18 protein-coding genes and 1 pseudogene are annotated in these 26,840 nt (G+C 34.5%); 12 read left to right on the top strand and 7 right to left on the bottom strand.

Annotated elements, in window-relative coordinates:
• Positions 1 to 148: 148 nt before the first annotated feature.
• From AC5LW9_RS09805 to AC5LW9_RS09790, 4 genes and pseudogenes are all read left to right on the top strand, one after another.
• Positions 149 to 1,250 (top strand): annotated as a pseudogene (locus AC5LW9_RS09805) (ATP-binding protein).
• A 9-nt stretch (positions 1,251 to 1,259) separates the two neighbouring features.
• Positions 1,260 to 3,839 (top strand): DUF5682 family protein, encoded by a 2,580-nt coding sequence (locus AC5LW9_RS09800; protein ID WP_493455800.1) that lies wholly within the window; start codon positions 1,260 to 1,262, stop codon positions 3,837 to 3,839.
• A gap of 8 nt (positions 3,840 to 3,847) precedes the next feature.
• A complete protein-coding gene (locus AC5LW9_RS09795) occupies positions 3,848 to 5,020 on the top strand; it encodes a VWA domain-containing protein (protein ID WP_493455799.1) in 1,173 nt (390 codons plus the stop codon).
• Entirely contained in the window at positions 5,017 to 7,131 is a 2,115-nt protein-coding gene (locus tag AC5LW9_RS09790; protein WP_493455798.1) for a YehQ family protein, read from the top strand. Before AC5LW9_RS09795 ends, AC5LW9_RS09790 begins: the two co-directional genes overlap by 4 nt.
• Before the next feature lie 256 nt (positions 7,132 to 7,387).
• Here AC5LW9_RS09790 and AC5LW9_RS09785 read toward each other — a convergent pair whose 3' ends face one another.
• Complete coding sequence (locus AC5LW9_RS09785) at positions 7,388 to 12,025, bottom strand: NACHT domain-containing protein (RefSeq protein WP_493455797.1); 4,638 nt, start codon at positions 12,023 to 12,025, stop codon at positions 7,388 to 7,390.
• A 506-nt stretch (positions 12,026 to 12,531) separates the two neighbouring features.
• The gene (gene yccS / locus AC5LW9_RS09780) at positions 12,532 to 14,610 is read right to left on the bottom strand and encodes a YccS family putative transporter (RefSeq protein ID WP_493455796.1); all 2,079 of its coding nucleotides are present in this window, start codon (positions 14,608 to 14,610) and stop codon (positions 12,532 to 12,534) included.
• A gap of 1,028 nt (positions 14,611 to 15,638) precedes the next feature.
• Here yccS and AC5LW9_RS09775 point away from each other — a divergent pair.
• Positions 15,639 to 15,965 carry a Grx4 family monothiol glutaredoxin gene (locus AC5LW9_RS09775; protein ID WP_038518280.1) on the top strand — a complete coding sequence of 109 codons (327 nt, stop codon included), beginning with the start codon at positions 15,639 to 15,641 and terminating at the stop codon, positions 15,963 to 15,965.
• A 64-nt stretch (positions 15,966 to 16,029) separates the two neighbouring features.
• On the opposite strand, the gene rnt is transcribed toward AC5LW9_RS09775, so the two are convergent.
• Both rnt and AC5LW9_RS09765 read right to left on the bottom strand, forming a co-directional pair.
• Positions 16,030 to 16,728, bottom strand: a complete 699-nt coding sequence (gene rnt / locus AC5LW9_RS09770; protein ID WP_493455795.1) for a ribonuclease T — start codon at positions 16,726 to 16,728, stop codon at positions 16,030 to 16,032.
• A gap of 123 nt (positions 16,729 to 16,851) precedes the next feature.
• Complete coding sequence (locus AC5LW9_RS09765) at positions 16,852 to 17,619, bottom strand: tetratricopeptide repeat protein (RefSeq protein ID WP_198228169.1); 768 nt, start codon at positions 17,617 to 17,619, stop codon at positions 16,852 to 16,854.
• 228 nt (positions 17,620 to 17,847) lie between these two features.
• Here AC5LW9_RS09765 and AC5LW9_RS09760 point away from each other — a divergent pair, with 228 nt between their 5' ends.
• The 7 genes from AC5LW9_RS09760 (at position 17,848) to cysZ (ending at position 24,794) form a co-directional block, all read left to right on the top strand.
• Positions 17,848 to 18,606, top strand: a complete 759-nt coding sequence (locus AC5LW9_RS09760; RefSeq protein WP_198228171.1) for a Nif3-like dinuclear metal center hexameric protein — start codon at positions 17,848 to 17,850, stop codon at positions 18,604 to 18,606.
• Between the two features lie 97 nt (positions 18,607 to 18,703).
• A complete protein-coding gene (gene dapA, locus AC5LW9_RS09755) occupies positions 18,704 to 19,582 on the top strand; it encodes a 4-hydroxy-tetrahydrodipicolinate synthase (protein WP_198236558.1) in 879 nt (292 codons plus the stop codon).
• 39 nt (positions 19,583 to 19,621) lie between these two features.
• Positions 19,622 to 20,383, top strand: coding sequence for an NlpB/DapX family lipoprotein (locus AC5LW9_RS09750; RefSeq protein WP_198236559.1), 762 nt, complete (start codon positions 19,622 to 19,624; stop codon positions 20,381 to 20,383).
• Between the two features lie 236 nt (positions 20,384 to 20,619).
• Entirely contained in the window at positions 20,620 to 21,330 is a 711-nt protein-coding gene (gene purC / locus AC5LW9_RS09745; RefSeq protein WP_086326741.1) for a phosphoribosylaminoimidazolesuccinocarboxamide synthase, read from the top strand.
• Positions 21,330 to 21,785 (top strand): DUF441 domain-containing protein, encoded by a 456-nt coding sequence (locus AC5LW9_RS09740; protein ID WP_086309000.1) that lies wholly within the window; start codon positions 21,330 to 21,332, stop codon positions 21,783 to 21,785. Before purC ends, AC5LW9_RS09740 begins: the two co-directional genes overlap by 1 nt.
• Positions 21,786 to 21,788: 3 nt before the next feature.
• A complete protein-coding gene (locus AC5LW9_RS09735; protein WP_493455794.1) occupies positions 21,789 to 23,798 on the top strand; it encodes a GNAT family N-acetyltransferase in 2,010 nt (669 codons plus the stop codon).
• Positions 23,799 to 24,095: 297 nt separating this feature from the next.
• Entirely contained in the window at positions 24,096 to 24,794 is a 699-nt protein-coding gene (gene cysZ / locus AC5LW9_RS09730; RefSeq protein WP_493456616.1) for a sulfate transporter CysZ, read from the top strand.
• Between the two features lie 8 nt (positions 24,795 to 24,802).
• On the opposite strand, the gene AC5LW9_RS09725 is transcribed toward cysZ, so the two are convergent.
• Genes AC5LW9_RS09725 through AC5LW9_RS09715 form a run of 3 tightly spaced genes read right to left on the bottom strand, consistent with a single transcriptional unit; the run spans position 24,803 to position 26,532 of the window.
• Positions 24,803 to 24,988 carry a YpfN family protein gene (locus AC5LW9_RS09725; protein ID WP_086326737.1) on the bottom strand — a complete coding sequence of 62 codons (186 nt, stop codon included), beginning with the start codon at positions 24,986 to 24,988 and terminating at the stop codon, positions 24,803 to 24,805.
• Positions 24,989 to 25,022: 34 nt separating this feature from the next.
• Positions 25,023 to 26,162: a succinyl-diaminopimelate desuccinylase gene (gene dapE, locus AC5LW9_RS09720; protein WP_493456615.1), complete on the bottom strand. Its 1,140-nt coding sequence runs from the start codon at positions 26,160 to 26,162 to the stop codon at positions 25,023 to 25,025.
• A 13-nt stretch (positions 26,163 to 26,175) separates the two neighbouring features.
• Positions 26,176 to 26,532 (bottom strand): ArsC family reductase, encoded by a 357-nt coding sequence (locus tag AC5LW9_RS09715; RefSeq protein ID WP_493455793.1) that lies wholly within the window; start codon positions 26,530 to 26,532, stop codon positions 26,176 to 26,178.
• Positions 26,533 to 26,840: the final 308 nt, after the last annotated feature.

The raw sequence follows: 26,840 nt of genomic DNA, 5'->3' as shown, positions 1-26,840 counted from the left end.
TGCCTGATATTGTTGCACAAAGTAATGATAACAGCAAAAATCGACACTAATGACATTTCGCTTGGGTTATTAGTCGAGCGTTTTGTTGATTATAGGGCGGTTGCCAACGTATCAAGCGAATTTGATTTAGATTGAAAGGATGAAAGAGATGGTAAATCAGAAACAAGTAATACGATTCACTGCAGAAGAGCGTTATAGCCAAGAATTGGCAACGTTAAGCAAAGCCGATAATGACAATAATAAACCCCAAGGTTGGCTATTATCACCAAAATCCGTTCGTCAATTTATTTTAGGTAACGACACACTAGGCATTAGCCGTAAATTTTTTGGTGACGATCCGTTCGTTAGTTGATCGTGCAATTGTATCACTATTAGGAAAACAAGGTTTAATGCTAGTGGGACAACCCGGTACAGCAAAATCCATGTTATCTGAATTACTGGCAGCAGCAATAAGTGGTGATTCGAATTTGACCATTCAAGGGACAGCTGGTACCAGCGAAGATCATATTCGTTATTCATGGAATTATGCTTTACTGCTTGCCGAAGGGCCAACTGAACGGGCATTAATTGGCTCACCTATCTATCAAGGTATGTTGCAAGGAAAAATAGTCCGCTTTGAAGAGATAACCCGATGCCAACCTGAAATTCAAGATATGCTGGTATCGATTATGTCCGAAAAACAAATGATGATTCCCGAAATGGGGTCTAACAGCGTTATCAAAGCTAAACCTGGATTTAATATTATTGGTACAGCAAACTTACAAGATCGTGGCGTGCATGAAATGTCTGCGGCATTGAAGCGTCGTTTTAACTTTGAAACCGTTAATCCTATTGCTGATAAAGGTTTTGAAATTGAATTAATACAACGCCAGCTTAATCAAGAGTTAGGCGAATTAACTTCACAAATCGTTATCCCTATTGATGTCATTGAATTGTTGGTAACTACCTTTCAAGAACTCAGACAAGGTCAAACCACAGAGGGTGCTAAATTAAAAACACCCGATGCAGTTATGTCAACGGCCGAGGCGGTGAATATTGCCTATGCATCTGCGTTAGATGCCCATTATCTTGGTGATGGGACATTGACAGGTGAACAAATTGCCAAACAACTGATTGGCGTTGTTTTGAAAGACAATGCGGATGATATTAAAAGAATCCAGTTTTATATGGATAATGTGGTACGTGAACGTGCTAAAAAATCCGATATTTGGCGTAGTTTTTATCAAGTATCAAAAACTTTTTGGAAATAACAAATCGCTATGACAATCAGCCATTCACTATTACCAGAACGGTTATCAAAAGCGGTAGAAAGCCTAAAAGCGCTACAGCAAGAACAGATCTATTTTGCGCCAGTGCGCCATCATAGTCCCGCATGCAGCTATGCATTAAAACAGTTGATAAAGGAAGTTCAGCCAACACATATATTGATAGAAGCGCCATCTAGCTTTGAGGCTATTATGGCGCAATTATTACATAGTGACACAAAGCCACCTATCGCCGTGCTATGTCAAACAGAAAAAAACATTGATCAACTAATGACAAGTTCCGAGCCAGAAACGGAAGATGATACCGATGATACCGACGATATAACACCTAAATCAATTACCTATTCAGCATTTTATCCATTTTGTCATTACTCACCGGAGTGGTTGGCAATGCAAATGGCAAAAAAGCAACAGGCTGATATACAATTTATTGATTTGCCTTGGAGTTTACAAACGGATCAAAGTATTGATTATGATTCGGATTATAATCGTTCTCTACTTTCTGAAACTTATCTTAAACATAGCCAATATATACAACGTTTAATGCAAAAACTGCACTGCCGAGATCACGACGAAGTTTGGGAGCATCTATTTGAATTAAAAGATTATAATGAAATCGCTGATTGGCAGACGTTTTTTGTTGATACGTTTGTTTGGTGTGCCATGTCAAGGCTTGATTACACACAAGAGTCGCTAATTGCGGAAGGATCAGTCCAGCGCGAACAGTATATGTTAACCGCTATTGGTCAACTAAAAAAATCCAAACCGCAAGCCAAAATTGTCGTAGTAACAGGGGGATTTCATACTTTAGCGTTAATAGAGGGATTATGGCAAAATCAGCTTGTATTACCTAAAAGATCAGATGTTATACAGTTTAACCGCCAACAAAAAAATAGTGCGAACGATCAAACATGGCTAATTCGTTATAGCTTTGATCGTCTTGATGCGTTAAATGGTTATGCTTCGGGTATGCCATCACCCGCTTATTATCAAGCAGCTTGGCAATCGATATTGCATTATGATAAAGCGACAAATAAAGATCAATCAGGGCGAGAATATCGCCAACGGCTAACCTTAGCTTTACTGTCTGAAATTGCTGATAAATTACGCCAACAACCAAATTATAATAGTTCAACTGGATTTGTTCCTTTAAAATCGGCCATTGAACAAGCCACATTACTTGCGGATTTGCGTGGACATGTTGGAGCAGGGCGATATGATTTATTCGATGCTATTCAATCTTGCTTTATTAAAGAGAGCATTGACAATACGCATAGTGAGTTTTGGTTGTCAGTGCAAAGTTGCTTATCAGGCAATCTACTGGGCGAAGTGCCGACTGGTACGTCACAGCCACCACTAGTTAATGACGTCTATTCAACTTTAAAAAAATATCGTTTCAAATTGGATGATACCAACCCAAAACTTACTCATATTGATATTTATCGTAAGCCTAATCATCGACAACGTAGCCGTTTTTTGCACTTGATGACCTTTTTAAATGTTGGTTTTGCTAATCGACTTGATGGTCCTGATTACATTCATGGCCAACGTTTAAATGTGATGTTTGAAGATTGGCGTTATGCTTGGACACCAATGGTTGAAGCAAGATTGATTGAATTATCTCAGCAGGGGACTAAGCTGGAACAAATTGCCATAAATAAATTGCAATTGGACGCCGAGCAGCTTATACACGATAAGACTGGTTCGGTAAGTCTTATCGCCGTTGAGCAGTTAACCCATGCTGCTTTAATGGGATTAGATGATTACTTTAACCATTTAGTTGATAATTTTGCAGATTTTATTGAAAGTGATGGTGAATTGAGTTCACTCATCCATTGTGGACACCGTATGGTTTACTTATGGCAAGGTCAAACTTTTTTACAACTTAAAGCCACATCCACTTTACTTACGTTATTAACTAAAATTGTTAAACAGAGTTTTTTCTTGTTAAATAAACTTAAACAACATGAAAATGAACAGCAACAGCAAAATTTAAAAGTATTACTTTCATTTAGAGATTTATTAAATTATCTGCCCGATGAGCTTGATGTTAACCAACTTAAACAGGATTTTTACCATAATTTGTCCCGTTTACAACCAGAGTTAACTCAGGCACCTTTGATTCGTGGTGCTATCGATAGTATGAGTTATTTAGATTCCTATTTAAGCCAACAACAATTGGAAGATAATATAAAAATTAACTTCAGTTTAGGTACTAAAAATGAACAAGCAATTAGCTATTTTATTGGCATCATGCAATGTACACCTGAATTAGTAATACATTCATCCATTTTATTGGAGAGTTTAGATCAATTACTGATGGATTGGTCACCTGAGCAATTTATCGAAATTTTACCTGATTTACGTTATGCTTTTTCTCAATTAAATCCAAAACAAAATGCTTCGTTAGCCGAAAAAATTGCAAAAAAATATCAGATTGCTGATGCTGATGCTGATTTGCATTTTCAACAGCATCAATTTAGTGAAAATCAGCTACAAAAGGCGCTCTTGCTGGAATTGTTTATTACGGAAAAAATAAAACAGCAACATCTTACCGATTGGTTCAAACAGTAGGCATTGGCATGATCAACGATAAACAAACTAAAAACAGCAAAACAGACGAGCAAGTTAAGCGTTGGCGTTTGATATTAGGTCAATACGCCGATGAACATCTAAACAGCAATAATAATTTAGGCATATACGATAAGCAAATTGATCAAGCTTTAGATTACCTTTATCAACATGAATATCGTTCTCGGGGTTTATTAATGGAAGATAAAAACCAATCAAACTCAAAATATGGTGGAAAAGAGAGTTCTGTCTATAATACAGTAAATTGGTTGCGACAATCCCGCAAATTATTTCCTAAAAGTACTTTTGAACGAATGCAAAACCAAGCTATTGAACGATATCATCTTGAAGGTATTTTAAACGATCCTAATGCCGTTAAAGAGTTACAACCCAACTTCAATTCTGTACGACTTTTAATGAGCTTACGAGGTAAGCTCAGTAACAATGTTCAAGATGAGGTAAAAGCGCTTATCAAAAAAGTGGTGGATGAAATTTTACAAAAAATCCAGACGAATTTTATTAATGCCATGACAGGCAAAAAAAATCGATTTAGACGCTCATTAATTAAAAATAACCAAAATTTTGATTGGCGAGCAACCATTAAAGCTAATTTAAAACATTTTGATCATGATAAACAACGCATCATAATTGAAAAGGCCATTTTTAACTCTCGCGCTACTCGCCAACTTCCTTGGGATATCATTTTATGTGTTGACCAAAGCGGTTCAATGGATAGCTCTATTTTCTACTCGGCTGTGTGCGCTAGTATCATTACACAGTTGCCGGCTGTTCGTTTACATTTATTGGTTTTTGATACTCAAGTGGTGGATTTAACACATTTAGCGAGCGATCCAGTCGAAATACTCATGACAGTACAACTTGGTGGCGGTACTAATATTGGTTATGCACTAAATTATGCGGAACAAAAAATAATAAATCCAAGTCGTACCGTCATGGTTGTGGTCAGTGATTTTTGTGAGGGGGTGAATTTAACTAACCTTTATACAACTGTTGCACGCCTTAATGCTAATCGAGTTAAAATGCTGGGTTTAGCTGCATTAGATTACTTGGCAACCCCCGTTTATGATCTGCAAGTAGCCCAAGAACTCGCCAATCGGGGAATGGAAATTGCGGCTTTAACACCCGAACATTTTGCTACTTGGCTTGCAGAGGTGATGAAATGAGTTGGTCTCAAATCTACTTAAATTACGATCAAGATGCTTTGGCTGTCTATGCTAATGTTGGCGTCATTCGACGTGCACTCAAAGATATTGAAGCTAATAAAGTTAAATTAATCGAACACAATCAATCATATTTGATATTTGAGGTTGATAACCAACAAGTCAAACTGACACCACAAGGTATTCAAGCGGCAAAGTGTAGCTGTCCAGCTAGTGATCATTGTAAACACATAATAGCTTCTGTGTTATGGTTACACGAAAATCCACTTATCGATGAATCCAAAGTTACCCCAAATTGTGACACACTTAATCAACCACTTGAATCCTCTAAATCACATAGTGATCCTTTAGCCGAGCTATTAGCAATTGAGAGTAGCCAGTTATTTAAAACAGTGGGCAAAGCCAATATACGACTGGCTTATCAATTACTGTTTGATTGGTTACAAAGCGATGCGGTAGCTGTGCAAACTCAGGGCGTTCAACTTCGTATTCAAGTTCCACAAAGTACCACCCCAGTTATTTACACAGCGGGTACGGGTTTTGCTGGCATCATTTCAGAATTACCCGATAAGCAAAAACAGGCCGTACATTTAGCCGTTATTGCTTATCTATTCCAACAAAATCAAAAAAGCTGGCAATGGCCTGAACAGATTATTTCAGAACATCAGCAAAATAATCAGCAAGATCAGCTTTGTGATGATGAAATTATCTTGATAAAACAGATACAAAATCAAATCAACACGTTAATAGAGCATGGCTTGTCGCATGTAAGTGCTAGCCAAGCTAACCAATTACAATTACTTAATATGTCAGCCCGAGCACAAGGTTTACCAATGTTGGCTGCCATGCTTAGGCAATTGTGCCAATTAGTTGAGATGCAAGTTAATCGGCATTTCGCTATTGAAGAGCAAGATATCATCTTACTTTTAGCTCGCTTAACCGTTCATTTGCAAACAATATTAAATAGCGAAGGTGAACAACTTGCCAATTTACGAGGAAAACAAAAACGCCAATACCAGAGCAACCAGCAAACGTTAGATTTATTGCCATTAGGTGCTTATTGGTGGGAAAGTAAAACCGGTGCACAAGGTGCCACTTTTTACTTTTGGAACCCTAACGATAATCAGTATTACCAAACAACGCTAGCTAGATCCAATAAGGCTGACATTAATTTTAATCAATATTCTATATGGCATCGTATTTCATTATGGCAATCAATGCCAAATATATTGATGAGAAAACGATTCTCACTGAATAATCCTCTTCTTGCTGAAGGCAATAACTTATCAAGTACTGGAGCGAGTGTGGTGATAAAATCGATAGGATGGACTGATCTGGATTATCAAGAATTTCGAGCCTTTAATGGTTTTCGAAACTGGAAAGAACTGAGTCGTTATCTAGAAAATAGTGATGTCAGTGACGGCTTGTTTGATCAGGTCATCGCTATTCATATTACCAATACCCAAAAACCGGTATTAGATGAAATTAATCAAAGTTTAATCTGGTGTATAAAAGACAATAAAAACAATGATCTTTTATTACAACTTTTTTGGGATGGAAATTATTCACAGCGCATTGATACGCTAAACCTTTTGCTAAGAACGGCTCATCAACCATTGACAGTATTGGTAAAATGCATAAAAAATGACAGTAATTTAGATCTTGAACCTTTTGCAATCATTTATAAAGAGTCGAAAACCGACCAAATCAACATCGCCAATTTGGATTTTGATTATGAATGGTTATATCCAAAAGGAAAAAATTATAAAGCCTTTGAAGCATCCAAAGAACCGGTATTAAAAAAACAGATGACGCAAATCAATTACCAACAAGATCCTATTGCGACATATATCATCAAACCTACACTGGCATTACTTGAAGCAATCACCAGTTCTGGGCGATTGATCTTATCTAACGCAGATAAACAAAAAATAAACCAATTACAATACCAATGCGATACACTTGGCTTAACTACGTTAAGCCACACCCTAAACAAATTAGCACAAAACCAACCGATAGAAATCAAACATATTCTACAAACAGCCTATCTATGCCAGCTAATGAACAATACACACTATCAATTACCAATAGTAATAAGGGAAGATGAAACATAACCAAAAATCAAACAATACCAATGGATAACATGATTCAAACAACAGAAAATAGTTTAGGAAAAAATCGCTTATTGAGATTTTGATTAATGTCATCTGCATTTTATATTGAATATCATTTATCAATGCCATTTGAAATGGCATAGACTCCTGAATAATTTTTACAAGATGATCTGACTTTAGTAAAAAGATGATAAAAAAATCTAAGTGATAATTGAAAATATTGTACCAATACTATGTTTATAGAATTAATATCTTCTTAATTGAGTAAACCTGTATTCAATTGATCCATAGCATTTTTTGCAGAATAAATATCCGATTTTAATAACGTATCCCAAATATCAAGGCAGGTATTAATAGCGGTGCCATTTTCATCTTCTACCGCTTCATCATATAGTCTCTTTAGCAAATCAATTAAACAATTTTCATTAATATTAAAGCTTTCATTAAATATTTTCTTATTGTAAAGAAGTATTATATTCTCAATTAATTTCAATATAGGTTTCACCAATCTTAATAAATTTTTAGGTGTTTTATTTAAATAATAAACTAATTCTTCGAAACAATAGATAGAAGCTTTTGATGTGATAAATAGATCAAATAGCTTTTCACAGTTTGGTTTTTCCCAATAATTTTCATTATTTATGCAATCGCCAACCATTTTTATGATACTTTTATCATCATCATTTAATAATACCTGATATGTATTTTCTATTTTATTAATTTTATCGTTATAGTTTTTTCCTTTTAACAATCCACATACAACAATTGCACATCCTGTTTTTAATGCATAGTCTTGAAATAAAACTTGCTGTTGTTCAACAAATAAATCATTGTAAAACCAGCGAGCATAAATTTCTATTCCAGCTTCTAATCTAATATCCTCGCTGAATGAATCGAGCATTTTTAATACTAAATCAATATATTGTGATTGGTATTTTGTTTCAAAGCCTTGATTAAAAAATTGATATGCATCTTTAGCGCAGACCATACGCAGATCTTTATGACATAATTCAATAAATTTTTGATGAGCATAATCATCATTATAATTGAGGATTGATGCTATGAGAGAAACTGCTGCAATATTAACTGCGGGATGATTGTCATTGATTGCGTTGTCAATTATGGCTAAGTGTTGTAAAGCAAATTCTTGGTTGTACCAAAAAATTTTTGAGATAGCCAGATATGCTATGCCTTGAACAGAATTTAACATAGTATTTGTTAGGGAATTGGCACTAGCTTTATATGCTGAATATTCTTGCTCAGCAGATGTAACAGTCAATTTATCGGCTTCTGGATTGCTAGAATTTTTAGCAAGATTTATTAATAAATCCATTACTGGTTTAGAATAATGCTCAGATCTACTTTTAATTAATTGGACTAAAGAATATTCACATTTTGAGTTATTAAAATGAAGAATCACTTGTTCAATTAAAGATATTGGGCAAGTTTCTTTATCATCACTGTTATTTTGTTGGTTGTTACTCTCAGCTAAACCATCAAATATGGCATTGATAAATTGTGGATCAGTATTCTGAGGTAATGTTAGTGCAAATTGTGCAAAACGATAAGGCTCATTTTTGACATTTTCTGCTAAGTCATGACTAAATTGTTTTATCCTTGCTTCAGTAGATAAATCTTCAGTTCTATTATCTAATGTATTTTTTGAACCAGTAATTTTAGAGGATAAAATTAATTTTCTCCATGTTTTGTTAGAAAGTTTATTACCTTTAGGTAAAGGGGAAGTGAACCTGTCATCGACAACTATATCATTTTTACAAAGAACAGTACTTGTATAAGAACTAAATTTACGATTTAAAACGCCTATTAATTGTTTTGATTTTGCCGAAATTCGATGCTTATCTAATGTTGGTAATAGAAAATATTGTAACTCTCCCCAATAACTGATATCCACTCCCTTTGGAGTTAATTTAAATAATTTTTTTATTTCTTCGATATTTTTAGATGGTGGAAAGTTATAAATTTTTTCTTCTAACTGCCTAAATAATTCATTGGAACAAAATGGCGAAAACTTACTGGTAAGTTCACTAGGGAGTAACCAGATCGGTTCTCTTGAGCCATTACCACACCTTAAACGTTCATTCGGTAAATCTAATAACCAACTTATAACTTGATCTGAATATTCTGAAGATAAATTTAATAGTAGTTTTGCAATTAGATGAGTATTGATCTTATTGCTTTTTTCCATATAAGGTAATATGGTGGATAACAATGTTTCAGGTTGTTTAGAAAGATTTTTACCAGCCATTTCTAGCATGATAATTAGGCTTTCGACAAAATTAATATTATAATCAGGAGTTCCATATTGATTATCAGACAACCAATCATACTTTGATTTAAAAACATATTTAAAATAATCCAAAACTAATTTAATGAGTTGGTCAGGTATTAAAAGAGATAATTTCTTTATTTCCTCAAAATCATCATTAGTCAAAGAATGAAAATCAGAAAAATTATGAATATTTTTTTTATTATGTGAAAAGAATTGCTTATTTATAACATTTGTAAATTGTTTCGACGCCATTTCGATAGAAAAAAATGAGTTAAATGGTTTTATTTTAACCAAAGACATAAGAGCAATATAAAAAGGTTTACAACCTAAATTTAACAATTGTTTTCTAAATTCTAATAATTTATCACTATCTTCTTCTATTTTCAGAGGAAGAGTAGAATATACTCTTTGATTCCATAAATCAGACTGACCAATAAAATCAGTCAAATTATTAATAATTAAGTCCGGTTCAACTGTTGAAATAGATTGAAGCAGTTGGATAGCATGATTGATTAACTTTTCATTATCACTTTTGAGCCAATTTTCTATAATTCTTTGCTCACATAGATAAGAAATAATAGTAATATTCGAAACACAGGTGATATTTAAAAATTTGTCAAATAGTTCAGGTGTTTCAAGAATTTTCTCAATAAGTAATTTTATCGGTTGTTTGATACGTTTAATTTCTTTGATTGTATTTAAAACTAAAAATTTTAAATGGAAGCGAATATTGTTATTAAATAAAATAGCCTCAACATAATTACAAAAAACTTTTTCGCTATGGTTAAGTAACATAGCTAACGCATATTTAAGATGTTCTCTTTTGGTTAACGTTTGTTCTTCATAATTACCAATGTGATTTAATAAAGTTTGAGGTGATTGAATTCCAGCTTGAAAAAGTGCAAGGCCAACGTGGTAATCAAATAATGCTTGATGACGAAAGCTGATTCGATTATTTTGTTTACTAAGTAATCCTACAGAAAGGCAAGCGTCAAGTTGTTTTTTTGTATTTGCATCAAGTATATGTTCTGAGATTGATAATTGTGATGAATCACTCATCAATGAAACTATCTTATTAATAAAATCCGAAGCTGATTGTTCATTGATACCAAGTCTATTGATCTTATCTAATCTATCTTCCAAAAATTTCTTAATTAATTCTAATTTATTACTAAACTGAGGTGCCTTTTGGTTGCGTTGAGCTATTGCTAAATATATTCCCAACCATAAAGGAATTTTTAATATCTCTTGTTTTTGTGTAGAAAGCGAACTAAAAGTTTCATAAGGGGAAATTAATGGTTTAATAGTATCTTCATCTAAAAGTGTTAACTTGATGTCAAAACGATCCTTTTTGACACTTTCTAACCATTTGGATAAAGCAATATCTTCATCTATATCAATATCTCTGGATGCTATAACAATGCAAATATTTTTTCCTTTATTTCTTTCCTCAAGAATCTTACTCACCATTTTACGACAGATTTCTAAAGCATTACTCGAATGAGTGCCGGTCCATCTTATGGCATCAAGTTGGTCGAGGATAAATACAATTTTTTTTTGTGAAGAAAATTTACTGCAACTACCGATTGGACAATAAGGAAAGCCTAGCGACTTACCAAAATCATCAATATTATTTTCGGGACGGCGTCTATCTAATCGAATAGGTACTGAAATAATTTTGTTTGTCGTTAAGTAATTATGTAATTCCAACAGTAGCGCACTTTTTCCACTACCTGCTTCTGCTGAAATTAAAGTAATGGCATGACTTTCAATTGAGTTAATAACTGAGGTTAATTCACTTCTTTTAATTAATGTCTCACCAATAAGAAAAGGTTCTATTGATTGTTGAAATTCATCGGATAAAGAAGAGGTTACCGTTGATATTCTGTCATCATCAGGAATAATTTTGGGCTCAAATCCATTGTCTTTTAAATCAGTTAATAAATCGGTTGCTGTTATTGTTTGCCGTAATTTATTAAAATCTTCAGGATAGTTTTTTAGAAAAGTGATAAGTTTGCCAGAATCATCCATAAATAAATTATCAGCTCTACTCTCAAGTTCTTCTATGGTTTTAATATTTGTATCATAGGCAATAATATGAAATTTTTTCAGAAAATTTATAGCCTGTAGTAAATCTGATTCAACCTCAGCATCTAAATTCAAATATCGGCAAATGCTATTAAAATCTTTCTCCCGCTCTTTACTGGCATTGATTTGGTATTTTAAAAAATCCTCGGGATTATTACTATTAAGAGCACTTATTCTAAGATCGTTGATCTTTTTACATGGTAATGGTGATATTAAGTGGTATTCGCTTTGGTCACGTTGAATTTGGAATAGAGCATTTTTTAAAATATTGTACTCATTGAGTTTAGGTAACGTCCAATACTCACTATTACCTGCACCACTTTTACATTGGTAATATCGTTTTTTACCATCCTTAAGTTCGGTTAAAACATCAACACCTACTTCATCATGTCCAATAGGTTCAACAATCACCGAATTGACTTTTTCTTCAAGTAAAAGAAGTAATTGATAGGCTATCCAATTTGCTTCATATCGATGTCCAATTTTTTCAGAAAATCCACCAGTTTCTAACGCCATTATTTTTATACCTTAAACTATTCCCAATCTTATAAAATATAAGTTCAATTGATTAAATTTCAAGTAATTATCCCATAAGTTTTTTTACATAGTTTATTATGCTCTATCACTTGAGATTTCAATTTATTATCTACTTTTTATCGATAACTCTTTAAAATTAATTGGGTTCAAGGTTGTTATAGAATTATTGCATTTGTATTTAATTGAATTGAATCACAAGTAAATGTTAATAGATAATAATAAATCTAAAAAAGGCTTTTATTTATGGTCATGGTTATACGTGTAGGTGGCTAACTTTTAAGTTTGTATTAGCTCTTTTTATATCTGATTGTTTGTATTAATTATCTAACTATTTATTAGAAAAGGTATTTTATTGAACCTATTTTTTATGATTCTACGTATCAATATTTTCAAATCAATGACTATTTTATGAATTGTTAAAATGGGCAAAAATGGAAAATTAAGAGCCTTTCTATTGATATGTTAAAAATCTAAAAACAGCTTTGTTAAGCTGTCTTATTATCCAACTCACTAACAAGTGTGACGATTTCCGGTAGAATATCGAGTATTAAAGCTAATTGTTGCATTACCAGTAGATCGCTATTGGTCTGATCGTCATTGATTGAGATTGTTTCAACATATTCGGCAACTAACTGTTTAATGGCTTGATATTCACTGTCTAGTTTTTTATCACTGAGAAGATTAATAATATAAACCGTTAAATCGTCAAACAGGTCAAGGGTTTTGGGGGAGATACTTTTATCTCGATGTGCTCCTAACGTTGATAAATAGCTGATAAGTATATGATTCAGGGTGAGCAGGCGAAAGCCTTTATCGATGATTGCCTGATTCATATGAGGTTCTTTAGTCATTAAACTAATTAGTGATGACAAATCGGCACTGCTATCGTGTGCGGCACGGCGTGCGACGCGATATTGAGGATCATTGGTTTTACCCGATAGATATTGCTGTCCAATTAATGCCAAATAGTGACTGTCGTCATGACAAACACGATCCACTAATTTAGGTAGGTTTCTGAACTTCCAGTCAGGCCAGATAAAACTCACCGCAAGCCAAGCAATAAAACATCCAATTAATGTGGCTATAATTCGTGAAATAGCAACCGATATACTACTTTCACCAATTAAACTGAAACTAAAGAATACCAATAACGTAATAAAAGCGGTGGCATAAGCATATTGGGAATTTTTAAATAAGAAAAACAGCCAGCCAGTTATAATAATGAGCACTAACTGTTCAAGCACACTCGGGAACAAAAAGGTCAACGGAATGCCAACTACAATCCCTAAAATAGTCCCAATAACGCGCAATTTTAATCGATGTTTTGTAGTGGAATAGTTAGGTTGACACACAAACAAACTGGTTAAGATTATCCAATATCCGTGCGATAAACCTGAACAGAGAATTGCCATATATCCCACAAAAAAGACTAAACTCATTCGCACTGCATGGCGAAATAGTGGAGACTTAACGGTCAAATTACGCTTAATTTTAGCAAATAGATCGTGAAAGCTAGTTAGCTCTTCGTCAATCAATTGATTATCTTCTTGCTCTTTAGAGAGGTGCTGTTCAGTATCAATGTTTGTTAGTAGCAGATCGATAGAGAGTAGATTCTGATGCAAATTTTTTAAGGATTTAATCAAAAGCATATCAGCTCTATTGCTGAATTGATATTGAGCGATGGCTTCCTCAAGATAAGTAAAATAGCGCGCAAACAGTGAATCATGTTGATAAGTTTGGTTTAACTTGATAGCTATTGCTAACTGCGTGCAGGCTTTCGCTTGCAAATTTAAAATTCGCGCAAAGCGAAATAGAATATCGCTATGTTTAAAATGTTCACTTAATGCTTGATACTGTCCGTGTGCTGAACTTGCACGTTCATGAATATCTTGCGCTACAAAATAGTAACTTAGCAGTTTACGAATGTAAGATTGTCCGCGATAACTTTTTAAACGGTTAAATAGAGAGCGTTTTGTATCATTAAACGCTCCAATTAACTGATTATTACTTTCGGTTAATTGCAAGGTTTGCTTTTTAAATCCGTCAGTTTCATCGGGATCGAACATTGCTGCTTTGGCATCCAAATATTGCGCTAACTTCATAAAGCAGATAGAGAGTGACTGTTGAGTCGTGCGAATAGGTTGAATGATTGATTCAATTAGCGATACTACGTTGTACCAAAGTGCACCGAGTAATAAAAAGCAGGGTAGAGTAAATTTATCATCAAATAAATTATGGCCAAGCATTGTATAAGCAGCAATCAATAACGATCCAAAGGCAATTACTCCATAACGCTGCCCGAGTGAACCCAGCATAATAAAAATAAAGGTAGAAGACACTAGCCCAATCATAAACAGTGCAGGGTAATCAAATAATAACTCGACCGAAAACGTACCCAGTGCAAAACAGAACAACGTCAACACTAGATTAATACAACGGCTGAGTAACCGAGTATCAATCTCAGTTAATCCAGCTGCCACCACACCAAGCGTGAGCGGAATAACCAATGTTGTCTGGCCAAAATACCAAGGCACTAGAGTAGAGCCAGTTAAGCTAATAAGCATGCGGATGCTAAACAGAAGGTTACTGCTGTAAAAGACTTTACGCAAAGTCAAAATAAAAGGATGCACAAATGTTGGTTTTCGTAGAGTTAATAAGATGGAGGGTAGAATACTATATTGTTGACAGTTATTAAAGAGGGTGGAATTTTTTGGTTGAAAATAACAATAACTAATATACATATTATTAATTATTTTAACGTCATCTGAATTGAATGTTTTTCCTTAGATTAATGAATTTGAGTGTTCAAATATGAGTCAATTTTTCTTAGATATTTTTAATAACTTGATAACTCATTACTTATTAAATTTGATAAAGAATCTGAAACGGTATAGACTCCTGAATTATTTTTACAGAAAATCTATTTTAATCTATTATTCATTTTTAATAGAAAATTTTTCATACTTTTGGTCACAAAAAATATTCATGTCTGCGTTGCGCACTCACTGAGAATTATACATTCATCAATTTCAATATAGGGCATTTCTCTGGGTTGTTTAGCTACGTCAAAGTTAATTAAGTTTTTAATTGAGTAAAAAAGAATCTGAAACGGTATAGACTCCTGAATTATTTTTACAAAAAATCTATTTTCATCTATTATTCATTTTTAATAGAAAATTTTTCATACTTTTGGTCACAAAAAATATTCATGTCTACGTTGCCCACTAACTGAGAATTATTTATTTAGCAATTTCAATATAGGGCATTTCTTTTTGCTATTTTGTTACACATGATAGTTAATTAAGTATTTAATTGAGTAAAAAGAATCTGAAACGGTATAGACTCCTGAATTTTTTTTACAAAAAATCTATTTTCATCTATTATTCATTTTTAATAGAAAACTTTTCATACTTTTGGTTGAAAAACATCCATACCCGTGTTGAATAGTGTTTGATAATTATATATATTTATTTAATATCTTGTTATAGGTCAAAAAAATGGCTTGTTATCGGTATCAAGCGTGGATAATCTACGTTAAGATAATAGGCTAGCAATTAATTACCAAGGAAAAACGTTTATGACGACTGAAGAAATGACAACACTTGATAAAATCAAAAAGCAGATTGCTGAAAATCCTATCCTTTTATATATGAAAGGTTCGCCAAAATTGCCAAGTTGTGGCTTTTCGGCTCAAGCAGTGCAGGTTTTATCTCAATGTGGCGTGCCGTTTGCTTATGTAGACATTTTACAAAATCCTGACATTCGTGCAGAACTACCAAAATTTGCTAACTGGCCTACTTTCCCACAATTATGGGTTGAAGGTGAATTAGTAGGAGGATGTGATATTATGATCGAAATGTTCCAAACTGGTGAACTGCAAACGCTAATTAAAGAAACAGCGGAAAAGCATCCAATTTAGGATAGTTTTTCTCAACTTAACTTAGATTCAAAGGTCATTTAAGAGCGCGTATGCGCTCTTTTTATTATTCTGTTTGTTGATCGGACTCTGGGCTTAATTGTTCACCATTCAACTCATTATCTAACTCTGCTTGTAGTGATATATCGGCAAGTGGCCATCCTCCTAATCGTTTATATCGATTAACAATTTCACAAAATAAAATAGCCGTTTTTTGGGTATCATAGAGTGCTGAATGGGCTTGTTTGTGGTCAAATGGGATTTTTGCCGCTTCACAGGCTTTAGCCAAAACCGTTTGTCCAAATATTAAACCACATAGGGATGCGGTATCAAAGGTTGCAAATGGATGAAATGGATTACGTTTTATTCCTGCACGCTCTGCGGCTGTCATTAAAAAACTATGATCAAAGTGAGCATTGTGAGCAATAATTACCGCACGGTTACAATCGTTTGCTTTTATACCCGCTCTTACCATTTTGAAAATTGCTTCAATTGCAATTTTCTCATCCACTGCGCCACGTAAAGGGTTATTGGGATCAATCCCATTAAATGCCAGCGCGGTAGGCTCTAAAATTGCATCAGCAAATGGATTGACATTAAATTGCAAGGTTTGATCAGGCTCAATCCAACCATCTTTATTCATTTTTAACGTAATGGCGGCGATTTCTAAAATGGCATTTTGTTTAGGATCGAAGCCAGATGTTTCGATATCAATCACTACAGGATAAAAACCCCGAAAACGTTCACATAATTTTGCGTTTGGCACAATAGTTATCTTATTTGTTAAAAAATGAAAATTATTATGCCAGTTTTTAATGTATTCGCCTAGTTTTACCTTTACTGAAGTACTTTCCTAAATCAAACAAATGGCACGCATTGGTTAAATCAATTAACATCTTTGCATCATATGAATCAATTTTTGTTTAGATTGTTCAATATCTTTGATCCATTGAGCATTTAAACGTTTGGTATGTTTGGGTAGGTAACTCAAACGATGCTCTATGATTTGTAATACATTATTTGCTTTATCGATTTGGTTCCAGCCAATTAAGGTCTGTAAATAAAATGAAATTGCTTCTAAACTCGGGATGTAGCTAATTAAATTTTCTAATTCTTTTTTAGCTTGTTCTCTTTCGTTGAGTGAAACCAAAACTCTAGCATAGAGTAAATGACTTTCATCAGAATTATAATCGGGATTTTTTTCACTTAAAAAATTTAACGTCTCTTTCGCTTTAGTATACTGATGATCCATAAATAACGCATAAGCATATTGCAGCAAAATATCGGGTGAGGTTGCATAATTACCTGTTAATGCTTGTTGGTAGTATGTCAAAGCTTCATCAGCTCGATTATTGTCAACCAACGCTTTGCCTAAATTGATTTGTGTTTTGATGGTTTGCGAAGCTTCATATTTTTTTTGGGCTTCGAGTAATTCGCGCTCAGGATCCTGTGTTTTACGTAGTTTTGTTCCAATCTGGTAACCAACCGGCGTAGAGCGTAACTTAGGTAAACAAATGGCGGCAAAATAGATCAAACTGCCCAAAAATGGCACCATAAATATTATACAAATCCAATACCTATCCTGTTGAGTACGAATTGCATGGAATATAAAAAATAATGCAATAACGCTACTTAATCCAATTCCTAAAAACGGCACAATAATATCCTTTTAGTGAATGTACATAAAACAGCATAATTTGACACGGCGTTAAGTCTAAATAAACTTTCATAATTTAGCAATATTATCAATAAACAAATGTTTAGGATTTTTGTAAATGTCAGAAGATTAAATAACTTAAGAACACTTAATAAAATATATTGGTGAGATAATTGATAAAAGTGATTATAATTATTAACTATAACTTCTTTTAATAAGATAGATAAAATGCATCGTAATGAACTTGAACAAATAATTAATAATGAATTACAAATAAGTCGATACCGAGACTATGCACCTAATGGATTGCAGGTAGAAGGTCGAAATGAGGTTAAGAAAATTGTTACAGGCGTTACGGCTTGTCAATTATTGTTAGATAAAGCTGTGGAATTGCAAGCTGATGCCGTGCTGGTACATCATGGTTTTTTTTGGAAAAATGAACCGCAAACTATTACGGGCATAAAATATCGACGAATAAAAACGCTTTTGTCACATGATATTAATTTGTACAGTTATCATTTGCCTTTAGATGGTCATCTTGAATTGGGTAATAATGTTGAACTGGCGAATTTGTTGGATATCAAGGTTGATAAACACGATGATATAACCGATTTCATGTTCACAGGTTCCTTAAACAATCCGCTTACAGCCTTACAGTTTAAACAACAGTTAGAGCAAGTATTACATAATGGTAAGCCCCAAGTATTGTTTTGTGGTGATAATGCACCGCAAATCATTGAGCGTATTGGGTGGTGCAGTGGTGGTGGACAAGACTTTATTGAGCAAGCAGCTCAACTGGGTTGTGATGCATTTTTTACAGGTGAAGTATCCGAGCGCACTATTCATATTGCCCGTGAATATGGTATTAATTTTTATGCAGCGGGTCATCATGCAACCGAACGTTATGGCATAAAAAAGCTAGGTGAATGGTTAGCAAGTCGCTATGGCTTGCAATGTATTTTTGTCGATATCGATAATCCAGCATAACAAAAGTTGAATTTAACTTAGAAATAACGCATACTTATTCGTAGTTTTTATAATCTTCAAAGCTGTTTTGAAAACAGATAATATGAGAGGTCATTTTATGTTTACAGGAAGTCTGGTCGCCCTTATTACACCAATGGATTCAAAAGGAAATGTAGACCACGTAAGCTTAAAAAAATTGGTCGAATATCATATTGCTAATGGTACATCAGCTATTGTTTCTGTTGGAACAACTGGTGAATCAGCAACGCTCGATCACAATGAGCATATTGATGTTATTAAGCGCACCATCGATTATGCTGATGGGCGTATTAATATCATTGCAGGAACAGGCGCAAATGCAACCAAAGAAGCAATAGAATTGACTAATAAAGTTGAAAATATTGGTGTAATTGGTTGTTTAACTGTGGCTCCTTATTATAATAAACCAACGCAAGAAGGTATGTATCAGCATTTTAAAGCCATTGCTGAAAGTACCGAATTACCTCAAATCCTATACAATGTACCAGGTCGTACTAGTAGTGACATTAAACCCGAAACAGTCGGACGTTTGTCAAAAATTAAAAATATCGTTGCTTTAAAAGATGCTACTGGTGATCTCTCTCGTGTTTATAAAACCCGAAGATTAGTCGGTGATCAGTTCAAACTTTTAAGTGGTGATGACGCAACTTTCTTAGATTTTATGATTTTAGGTGGAGATGGCGTCATTTCGGTTACTGCAAATGTTGCAGCAAAACAAGTTGCAGCGGTTTGTAAATTAGCTGCAAATAATCAAATTCAAGAAGCACGAGCGGTAAATGACAGTCTATTAGCACTGCACAACAATTTGTTCATTGAGCCAAATCCAACACCCGTAAAATGGGCGTGTACTCGATTAGGTTTAATAGACAATGGTACAATCCGTTTACCAATGATATCGCTGTCTGAATCTTCAATTCCAGCGGTAGAGCAAGCATTAAAAGATGCTAATTTACTGTAATTTATTTTCATACAACTATTAATTTAAAAGCAGATATCTATGTTTGATAAAACTATATTGCGTAATTATGTCGTAAAAAAAACCGCTATTTTGACGGCTATCGTTTCTCTATTCCTTGTAGGGTGTGGTAGCGATCAAAATTATAAGCGCGAAATTGATGGTAATGAAGATTATTTAAACTCACCTGCTCTAAAGCCTTTAATTGTTCCCAAAGGTATGACAATACCAGCAGAAGTAGCTGATTTTTATATTTATAAACTTGATTCTAAGGGTAATTTAGGTAAACAAGTTGATATTCGAGCACCTGTTGTACCTATTCCAACCGTTTCTGATTCCTTTGTTATTTATAATAATGGTGTCCTTACTTTTAATTCACCACTCAGTGCTGATGTATGGAATAAAATTCCAAATACTTTAAACAACAAAAACATTCCTATAAGTAGTAGTGATAACTTAACTATAAAAACAGGCAAAGCTTTTATAGTTCGAGCGGATGAAACTCAAACAGCGGAAGCGTCGTTTACTTTTAAACGTAAAATTGTTGGTGATACCCAAACTATTACTCTTAGCTTGGATTCGTTAGCTCGTGGTGCTGAAGATATCTCTTCACAACCAATTGAAGTTCAGCGTTATGTTGTTGGTTTATTTAATTCGTTAATGGATGATATTGCTCCGCAATCTTTTCGAGAACCACAAGTGAAAGACTCGAACGGGAATGAAGCGAAAAAAGGAGCTGATAAAGATACTGAGTCCATGAAAAGGATTAAAGAGGATCTTAAAGATCAGATCCGTGGAAAGTGATAAAACAGTTTAATTTTGTGAATATGAAAATTTATAACTTTCTAATTCACAATAACTTTAATTCATAGTGTGGCTTGAAATTTGTAGCTTTTATGACTCGATCTTAGCTATAAACTGATACCCAGTTGCTATTTATGCTTAAAAAAGTAATAGCAAAAATAGTAGCAATGAGTTTGAATTTAAGGAGCGCGTAGCTCCTTAATTATTTGTTGGCAAATTGATATAAGGTTATAAACATGAAAAAGTTGGATGAGCTTTATCGTGGTAAAGCAAAAACTGTTTACGCAACAGACAACCCTGAGTTATTAATATTGGAATTTCGTAATGATACTTCTGCTTTTGATGGTTTACGCATTGAGCAGTTAGATCGTAAAGGAATGGTCAATAATAAATTTAACTTTTTTATTATGACTAAACTACGTGACGCAGGTATACCAACTCAAGTTGAAGCCTTGTTGTCGGATAACGAAGTTTTAGTAAAAAAACTCGATATGGTACCTGTTGAATGCGTCGTTCGTAATCGTGCTGCAGGTTCTTTAGTTAAACGCTTAGGTGTTGAAGAAGGTAAAGTACTGAATCCTCCAACGTTTGAATTATTCCTAAAAAACGATGCACTGCATGACCCTATGGTCAACGAATCTCACTGTAAGGCTTTTGGCTGGGCGACAGATGAGCAATTAGCTACGATGAAAGAACTCAGCTTCAAAATTAACACTATTTTGACAGATATATTTGATAAAGCAGGTTTAATTTTAGTTGATTACAAACTTGAATTTGGGTTATTCAAAGGAGAAATCACTTTAGGTGATGAGTTTTCACCTGACGGTTGCCGTCTATGGGAAAAAGAGACATTGAAAAAAATGGATAAAGACCGTTTCCGACAAGGTTTAGGTGGGGTTATTGAAGCTTATGAAGAAGTGGCAACACGAATAGGTGTTCCGTTGTAATGTTTGCGCAGTTTGATATTTCTTTTTTTCTACTTTTAGGTCTCGCAGCACTGTGTTATTTAACTCATAATAACACAGTGACTTTTGCAGTACTCTTACTGCTAATGTTTAAACTTACACCGTTAGCGGCTTACTTTCCATTTTTAAATAAATATGGTTTAACTATTGGTATTGTGATCCTAACTGCTGCTATGATGGTTCCGTTAGCTGATGGTTCATTAAAAGTCGCTGATATTTTAAAATCATTCACGACATGGCAATCTCTCGTTGCTATCGCTGTGGGAATTTTAGTGTCATGGCTAGGTACTCGTGGCATATCGTTAATTGGAGCCCATCCTACCATTGTTAATGGCTTAATCATTGGCACACTTATAGGTGTGGCGTTTTTCAAAGGCGTTCCTGTCGGACCTCTCATTGCTGCTGGCATATTGTCACTGTTGATTGGTAAAAATTAACTCATGTCATGCCTTAAAAGCACACGAACATTATGGGTGTTACAGGGTGAAGCAACACAATTATTTGAGCAACTTAATCACACCATAACGACAAATTTTGGCGATTGGATAACCGTTACCAATCAGTCAAATGTGCCTGATTTTTTGCCAAATACTCTTTTACCTACCAAAACCAAACAGCTATTAGGGCAAGAGTATCTGCATGCAATATTTGATGCGACAATAGGATTTAATCTTGATGCGTTTGCAATGTTAACGGGTACATTGGTTAAAGGCAGTCTGCTGATTTTATTATTACCGAAGCAACTTGAAATTTGGCAAGACCAAGATAGTTTACGCTGGAATGAAGCCTATACCCCCATTACTGTGCCGAATTTTGTAAATCATTTGCTAAAAACATTTGCAGAATTTGATATAGCAATTGAGCACACTGTCTTATCATCTCACAGTAATCTACAATTATCAAAATGGTCGGACATCGACAAGCAAACTTGCGATTTAACTCAGCAGCAAGTAACGTTACAAAAATTATTGAACAGTAAACAAAACATTAATGTCGTTATTGCTAAACGCGGTCGTGGTAAATCAGCTTTGGCAGGGTTATTTAGTGATAACAAGAACTGTATTGTAACCGCACCGAATAAAGCGGCACTCAATAGTTTTTTTGTCTTTGCTAACCCAAACACTCCGTTTTATGCGCCTGATGAGTTAATCGCTTGGCAACATAACGATTTTGCTGATTATTTAATTATTGATGAAGCTGCCATGATACCGCTTCCCATGCTTGAACAATTACTGTATTTAGCTAAGACTAAAAACAGTCGAGTATTACTCACTACTACTGTTGAAGGATACGAAGGTACGGGGCAGGGTTTTTTATTAAAATTGCTCGAAAATAGATCATATCAGTTTTTTTATCTTGATAACCCTATCCGTTGGCAAACGGGTGACAAATTAGAGTTATTTTGCGATCGGTTATTGTTAAATGGAATATTGGAAGAGAAAGAAAACCAAATATCAATTGATTCATCCATAAACTACTGTAAACTCGATCGATATAATATAAACGCATTAACAACAATCTTTTACCTTTTAAAAAGTGCTCATTATCAAACCACATTAGTCGATTTACGGCGCCTTTTTGATGCGCAAAATTTATCGGTTTGGCAAGCCACGGTCAATAATGACTTATCCCAAAATCATCCAATAACAACTCAACAGATCGCTGCGGCAATTACGTTAAATGAAGGCAATTTATCCGATTCACTCATTGAGCAAGTGTGGCAAGGTACGCGTCGTCCTAAGGGTAATTTAGTCGCGCAATCATTAGTCGCTCATGCAGGTGAAAAACTGGCAGCCAAATTACGCTCGGTACGCATCAATCGCATTGCGGTGATTAACTCATATCGTCGACAACATGTTGCTAAAAAACTGGTACAGACGATATACGATGAAGCGAATCACCAAAATATCGATTATTTATCGGTGAGCTTTGCGTACAGTCAGCCTAATTATCAATTTTGGATGGCATGTGGGTTTAATTTGGTGCACATTAGTAGTCATAAAGAGACCCGTAGCGGCAGTTATTCAGTTATGGCGATTAAACCTTTAACCCAGTTAGGACAGCAATTATCTGATCAATTGCAACAGAAACTTGTGCGCAATGCTTATTGGCTTAAAGATATTATCGAATTACCGTTTAACGACATGATTACTTTTGATGATAATCAATCCTTAACTGCACAAGATTGTAGTGAATTAGCTGGTTTTTGTGATTACTATCGTCCATTTGAAGCGACTTATCCTGCACTTTGTCGATTAAATCTTTATGCACATCAACATCAGCAATACTTAACATTACCGATCTTATCAGCCTTAATTGATAGCAAAAATAATCAGATGGATGTTATTAATCGTTATCAATTAGCGGGAAAAAATGCGTTAATGCAAGCCATCAAATACGAAGTTAAAACTTGGTTAGCGAATAATCAACGGACTTTAATACTAAAATAATGCAATAGTAAATAAAATAGCCAGTAAATATAATTAAACGTTATTGAGCTTAGTAGGCGGTATGTTTAAAATATCGCACTGTTTATTTAAAACGATATATTAATGTATTACCAGTTTATACCTACTTGAGGTATTGACTGACTTGTAAATAAAAAGGAACCAAATGTGACGTCTAATCAATTAGATAATAATACCCAGCATCGACATTCCTACACGCAATCACGCCCGAAAAATTATCAAGCTAGAAATGGGTTTGAATATTTTTTTAAAGGTTGGTCGTTAGCTTTTAGTCCAGGTATTAAGAAATTTGTTTTTTTACCTCTACTTGCCAATATTGTATTAATGTCGGCGCTGTTTTATTGGTTTTTTACCGTACTTAGTGGCATGGTCGATTGGGGATTGTCTTATGTACCAAGCTGGTTACAGTGGTTAGGATACATCATTGTATTTATTGTAATCCTAACGCTGGTGATTTTATTTTGTTATTTTTTCAGTACGGTGACTAACTTTATTGCTGCTCCTTTTAATGGAATATTAGCTGAACAAGTTGAAGCGCAATTAACAGGTATGCCTGCACCCGATACAACATGGATGAGCTTAATTAAAGATTTACCGCGAATATTAAATCGTGAGCTGCAAAAATTAGGTCATTATCTATTGTGGGCTATTCCGATTTTACTTACCTATTTTATCCCCGTCATTGGACAAACAGTTACGCCAGTAGTATGGTTTTTATTTACCGCTTGGCAAATCAGCATTCAATATGCGGACTATCCATTTGATAACCACAAAATTAAGTTCCACCGCATGCGCGAACTTTTAAAGCAAAACAAAGTCGACAATTTGATGTTTGGTGGTTTAGTTAGCTTTTTTACTATGGTACCGCTGCTGAATTTGATTGTGATGCCTATTGCTGTCTGTGGTGCAACAGCTATGTGGGTAGATCGTTACCGTCATCAAGCTGTATTTGAAAGTACCAACCAAGATTTTCGGTAACGCTTAGTTTATTTGTTTGATTGATTTGATGATGGCCAATCGTCATCATCATCGCTGTAAGGTATGGGTTTTATCCCGTTCTTTTTTTCCAGATAATTTTTATAACTTAGCCGATTCAGTGCTTTAATGCCGTTGATAAAAATTCCAATTAAGATAATTAAAATAATCCACCAATAATCTTTAAGCCATGCCATATTATCTCCTTTTAGATAAGTGAAACGGGCTTAATTATGCCAGTAATAAAGTCTCTAAAATACGTCTATAGATTGCGGTTAAATTAATAATATCTTGGCAGTGGGCATTTTCGTTGACTTTATGGATAGTTTTGTTAACCACACCAAGCTCAATGACTTGGCAACCCATTTTAGCAATAAAACGCCCATCTGATGTCCCGCCACTGGTCGAGAGGCGGGTATCTGTTCCCGTAATATCCTTAATGGCATTGGCAGCAGCATTGGTTAGCTCGCCTTGTGGGGTTAAAAAAGGATGACCTGAAAGACGCCAATTTAAGGTATATTTTAGATTATGCTTTTGAAGAATTTGTTCAACACGTTCTTTAATTTGTGTGTCGGTAAGTTCACTGCTATAGCGAAAATTGAATTGAACACTCAGATCACCAGGTATTACATTTTCTGCCCCTGTTCCGCCGTTGATATTTGCGACTTGCATGGTGGTTTGTGGAAAATAGTCATTGCCATTATCCCAAATTGTGCTGACCAATTCATTTAAAGCAGGAGCAAAGCGATGCACTGGGTTATCTGCTAGATGAGGATAAGCAACATGACCTTGCACACCATGCACGACTAAATTTGCAGTTAATGATCCACGGCGTCCATTTTTAATTTGATCACCAAGTAAGGTATCGCTTGAAGGTTCGCCAACAATACAATAATCAATGCGTTCATGGCGTTTGATTAATAAATCGACTACTTTAACGGTGCCATCGCTTGCGTCAGCTTCTTCATCAGACGTTAATAAAAAAGCCACACAGCCATGATGATCCGGATTGCTTTTAATAAAATCTTCTGCTGCACATACCATAGCCGCGACGCCACTTTTCATGTCCGCTGCACCTCGACCGTACAGTACACCATTTTCATCAATGGTAGGCGTAAAAGGCGGATAAAGCCATTTAGTTTCATCACCTGCGGGCACTACGTCGGTATGACCTGCAAACATCAGTGTTTTACTTTTACGATCACCATGAAAAGCCCACAAATTTTTGGTTTGTCCAATATTGATTTCTTCAATGGTAAATCCAATTTTTTTTAAACGTTCGATAATTATGTTTTGACAGTTTTTATCGTCAGGACTTATCGATTTTTCAGCAATAAGCGCAGTAGTCAGCGCAATAACAGGTTCATTCATCATAGTTTTGTTCTTATTTTGATTGCGATATAAATTGTGAATAACTTTCGTCAGAAAATCCTAACAAAGCACGCTTACCATCGATCAGTAAAGGACGTTTTAAAATGGATGGATTGTCTAACATAATTTTTTTGGCGGATTGTGCATTATTGATTTGGGCACGAACCTGCTCATCTAATTTGCGCCATGTTGTACCGCGCGTATTAAGTAAACTTTGCCAATCTACTAATTGTAAAAAAATGTCGAGCAGGTCAGCCGATAATCCATCGGTTTTATAATTATGAAACTGATATTGAACTTGATGATCATCAAGCCAAGTAAACGCTTTTTTCATTGTGTTGCAGTTTTTAATACCATAGATGATATACATAATTGGGGGGATCCATTTCTTTAATATATTAAAAGATTATAACAGCTATAAGTTATTATCAGCAATTAGGATGATTAATGAGAGTATCCGTTCTGATTTTGTTTTATTATACTTAATAAGATTAACGGGTGATAATTTCACCAACCTTAAAAAAGAGGTTAAAATAGTTTTTTCTGAAGATAGTCTGCATTTTTGTTCAAAAATAATTGAAAATTTTCTAATTACCCCCATTATTTGACCATTCTTTCCATTTTTTACATGAAAATTTGTTTTTTTCTACATTAATGTGTATTAATATTGCGAATCGT

It is taken from the genome of Gilliamella sp. LMG 34360 (assembly GCF_984568995.1).
Note: the sequence above shows the minus strand (reverse complement) of the source record. Positions and strands in the feature narration are given on the sequence as shown.